This is a genomic window from Amycolatopsis sp. SID8362, from assembly GCF_010550475.1.
In the GTDB taxonomy this organism is placed as follows: Bacteria; Actinomycetota; Actinomycetes; order Mycobacteriales; family Pseudonocardiaceae; genus Amycolatopsis; species Amycolatopsis eburnea.
Window position 1 is genome coordinate 1 of record NZ_JAAGNB010001785.1, and the last position, 3,817, is coordinate 3,817.

The 3,817-nt window shown below is 72.7% G+C and carries 4 protein-coding genes and 1 pseudogene; 1 reads left to right on the plus strand and 4 read right to left on the minus strand.

What is annotated here, in order from left to right; genetic code table 11:
- A pseudogene (locus G3I65_RS54715) lies at nt 1–621 on the minus strand (glucan 1,4-alpha-glucosidase); the annotation flags it as partial.
- 124 nt (nt 622–745) lie between these two features.
- Between G3I65_RS54715 and G3I65_RS54720 the strand changes: the two are divergent.
- A complete protein-coding gene (locus G3I65_RS54720; protein ID WP_160704367.1) occupies nt 746–1,156 on the plus strand; it encodes an ATP-binding protein in 411 nt (136 codons plus the stop codon).
- 5 nt (nt 1,157–1,161) lie between these two features.
- Here the strand turns inward: G3I65_RS54720 and G3I65_RS54725 are convergent, their stop codons facing one another.
- From G3I65_RS54725 to G3I65_RS54735, 3 genes are all read right to left on the minus strand, one after another.
- Nucleotides 1,162–1,884: a GAF and ANTAR domain-containing protein gene (locus G3I65_RS54725; RefSeq protein WP_160704369.1), complete on the minus strand. Its 723-nt coding sequence runs from the start codon at nt 1,882–1,884 to the stop codon at nt 1,162–1,164.
- A gap of 610 nt (nt 1,885–2,494) precedes the next feature.
- Nucleotides 2,495–2,785: an STAS domain-containing protein gene (locus G3I65_RS54730; protein WP_309236116.1), complete on the minus strand. Its 291-nt coding sequence runs from the start codon at nt 2,783–2,785 to the stop codon at nt 2,495–2,497.
- Nucleotides 2,782–3,817, minus strand: a 1,036-nt coding sequence (locus G3I65_RS54735) for a SpoIIE family protein phosphatase (RefSeq protein ID WP_160704371.1), incomplete at its 5' end; no start/stop codon positions are given. The genes G3I65_RS54735 and G3I65_RS54730, both read right to left, overlap by 4 nt.

The window sequence follows — 3,817 nt, forward strand, 5'->3', positions numbered from 1 at the left end:
CGTGCCGTAGTCGCGGGCCGGGGCGCTGGAGACGGTGTTCGCGTCGGCGCTGACCAGCGCGCTCGTCGCCGCGTCGACGGTGGCGGTGTCCCCGCCGCCGTTGGCCGGGCCGCCCCCGCCGTTGCCGTTGACGCTCGCGTCGTACCGGACGTAGACCTTGAGGTCGTCGCCGGAGCCCAGCAGCGGTTCGAGGCGCGTGCGGATCAGGACGCCGGTCCGGGCCGGGTCGGCCAGGTACTCGGTGACCAGCCGGTACCGGCCGCTGCGCGGGGTCGAGGTCACCTCGCAGGCCATCCCGCCCGCGCTGGTGCGGACCGTGTAGGTCATGTCGCGCGCTTGCAGGTCGGTGAAGCTGCGCCCGTCGGTGACCGCGAACTGCAGCGACTCGACGTTCGTGTTGTCGATCACCGGCGCGTAGACGTCGGACAGCACGCCGCCCGCCACCGTGAACCACGCCTTGCTCGCCGTGTTGCGGGCGGTGCCCAGGCAGTCCTTCCGGGCCAGGCCGAAGTGCGACACCGCACCCGGCCCCGGCGCGGAGGCCGCGGCGGCCGCCGGGACGGACAGCAGGGGCGCGGCCAGCACCGCGCACAGCACCACGGACCACGTCGACCGAGTCATCCGCCCATCCGATCACGGCGGGCGCACCACGCACCAGGGCCGAACGCAGCAGGGAAAGTCGTTACTCGTGATTGAGATGCCGAACCGGTGGGTAGCAAACCGACAGTCCCCCGGGGAGGTGAACGTGGAAGAGCTGGGATCGGATGGCTGGCGGTACCGCGGCACGATTTCGCCACGGACGCTGCCGAGCCTGCGCCGTCACCTGATTTCGTGGCTGCGGCGGCGGGCCGGCGACGAGGTCGGCAGGCAGGCCGACGACGTCGTGCTGGCGTGCTGGGAAGCGATGGCCAACGTGCTCGACCACGCCTACGGCGGCCGGCCGGGGCTGATCGACGTCCGCGCCCGGGTCGACGAGGAGGTGCTCGTCATCACCGTCGCCGACCAGGGCCGCTGGGAGTCGATCACCGAGCGCGACGACGGTGGCCGCGGCCTGCGCCTGATCCAGGCGCTCGTCGACGGGCTCGACCTCCGCTCCACCGCCGACGGCACCGTGATCACGCTGACCTGGCCGTTCCCGGTGCGCCGCACCGCCTGAGCGGCTCAGCCGGCGGACAGGTCTTCGACGAACCGGGCCGCGACGTCCCGCAGCTTCACGTTGGTGTGCTGGGACTCCGCGACCAGCCGCTTCATCGCGTCGTCGGCACCGATCCGGTGCACGGCCATCAGGATGCCCTTGGCCTGCTCGATCACCGCCCGCGTGCGCATCGCCGCTTCCAGCTCGGTCGCCTGCCTTCGAGCCTGGCGGTAGCGCCGGGTGGTGCGCAGCCCGAACGAGACGACCGTGGTGTAGAGCTGCAGCAACCGCGAGTCGGTCTCGGCGAACCCGTGGTCGCCGTAGCCGAAGAGGTTGAGCGCGCCGGAGAGGTGCTCGTCCACCCGAAGCGGCGCGGCGAGGTAGCTGCCGACGCCGAGCGCGCGGGCGTGCGTGGTGAACGAAGGCCAGACGACGTCCGCGGCGACCAGCGGCAGCCGCACGATCTCCCCGGTCGCGGCGGCCCGCAGGCACGGGCCTTCGCCCGCCGCGTACTGGAACCGGTCGATCTCGACGGCGCGCTCGTCGGTGGACGCCACGGTCGACGGCTCGCCGTCCCGGATCGCGGTGATGCTGGCCATGTCGGCACCGGGCACGGCGCGGACGGCCTCCGCGCAGACGGCGTCGAGTATTTCGGCTTCGGCGGGTTCGGACTCCAGCGCGTCGGTCAGCCCCGCCATGGCGGCGGTCAGTTCGTCGAGGTGCTCCGGCGGGAGCGGTTCACCGGTCACGTGATCATCTCCCGTTCCGGGCGGCGGTGGTCGAGCGCACCGCTGCTGCTTCAACGGAACGGCGAAACCTTACCCGTGGGTGGTGCGTCTTCCGCAACACCCGGCGCGTAGCGGTCCCCGGCAACGACATGAATGGGTCATTCACCTCACCAGACGACATGAATGACCCTTTCACGACATCCCCGCGCGCCGGGCAGACCACGCAGCCGGCCTGCGGCCGGGCACCCGCCCACCAGCGCGACTTTGCCAGCACCCTGCCGCGGAACGTAGTGAATGACTCATTCATGTCGCCAGACGACATGAATGACCCTTTCACAACATCCCCGCGACGCCGGGCAGACCACGCGGCCAGGCGACTCTGTGGCCGGTCACCCGCTCGCCGGCGCGACCCTGTCGTCGGACGAAGTGAAAGGGTCGTTCACGACATCCCGGGAGCCGGCTGGGAGCGGGAGCCGGGCGTGAAGCGGTGGTTCCGGCCCGGCGCTCGCTGCTGAACGTCGTGGGTTGGCGCCGGGAACCACCTCGCGGCGGCCGGCGGCACAACCCACCCCGCGACCGTCGCTTCGGGTGACGTACCCGAAGCGGAGCGGGTCAATCCTTCACCGGACGGTCACCTTCGCGACCAGTGCGAGACGGGCACCCGCAAAACGCGTTCGAGCAGCCGCGGGGCGATCAGGCGCAGGTCGTGCTCCCCGGTCCGGTCGAACAGCACCGCGACGCCCGCGCTGTCGAGGTAGGCCACCCCGGTGAGGTCCACGGTGACCGCGGTCCCCGCCGCCAGCTGGCGGTCCAGGGCCGCGCCGAACTCGGCGGCGTTGCTCAGGTCGATCTCGCCGGTGACGCGCAGCGTCGGGTCGCCGTCGTCGCCGCGGCCGGCGTCCAGCGTGAGCGGCGTTCTCACGGACCGGTTCTCCATTCCAGCGTGACGGTGGTGCCGTCGGCGTCGTGCCGGACGGTGACCGCGTCGGCCAGTGCCTCCATCATCGCCATGCCGCGGCCGCGCAGCACCTGGTTGTCCGGTGGTGGCTGCTTCCAGCGGCCGTCGTCGGTGACCACGACGACCAGCCGGGAGCCGGTGAACCGGGCGGCGAGGTGCGCGTTGCCGCCCGACGCGCCGGGGTAGGCGTGTTCGACGGCGTTGGCGCACGCCTCGCCCGTCGCGACGAGGACGTCCTGGGCGAGTTCGGTCTCGAGCTCCGTGGTGGCGAGCCACGCGCGCAGCCAGGTGCGGGTCGAGGCGAGGCTGTCCGGGTGCGCCGCGAAGTCGAGCTGCAGCGGGGGCACCGACCGGCGGTAGAGCAGCAGGGCGACGTCGTCTTCGTAGCCGTCGTCGGGCCGGAGCCGGCCCATCAGGCCGGCCGCGAGGTCGGTCAGGTCGGCCTCCCGCACGTCGTGGGCCACTTCGGTGGCCCGGGCGATGCCGTCGTCGAGGGATTCGCGGCGGCGTTCGACGAGCCCGTCGGTGTAGAGCATCAGCAGCGAGCCGACCGGGACGACCGCGGTGGCCTCCGGCCGGTTCGCCTCGACGCGCACGGCGAGCGGCAGGCTGCCACCCGCGTCGAGGAACTCCGCCGAACCGTCGCGGTGCACCAGGGTCGCGGGCGGGTGCCCGGCGCTGCTGTAGGTCAGCGTGCCGGTGGCCGGGTCGAGGACCCCGCAGAAGACGGTGGTGCACAAGGCACCCGGCAGCCGGTCGGCGAAGCGGTCGAGCGTGTTCAGGGTGCGCGCCGGGCCGTTGGCCTCCAGCAGCAGCGCGCGGCAGGCGCTGCGGAGCTGCCCCATCACCGCGGCCGCCGTGAGTCCCCGGCCGACGCAGTCGCCGACGACGATGCCGATCCGGTCGCCGCCGAGCGTGACGACGTCGTACCAGTCGCCGCCGACCTCCAGGGGCGGGGTCGCCGGCTCGTAGCGCACCGCGAAGCCGTCGGGGAGC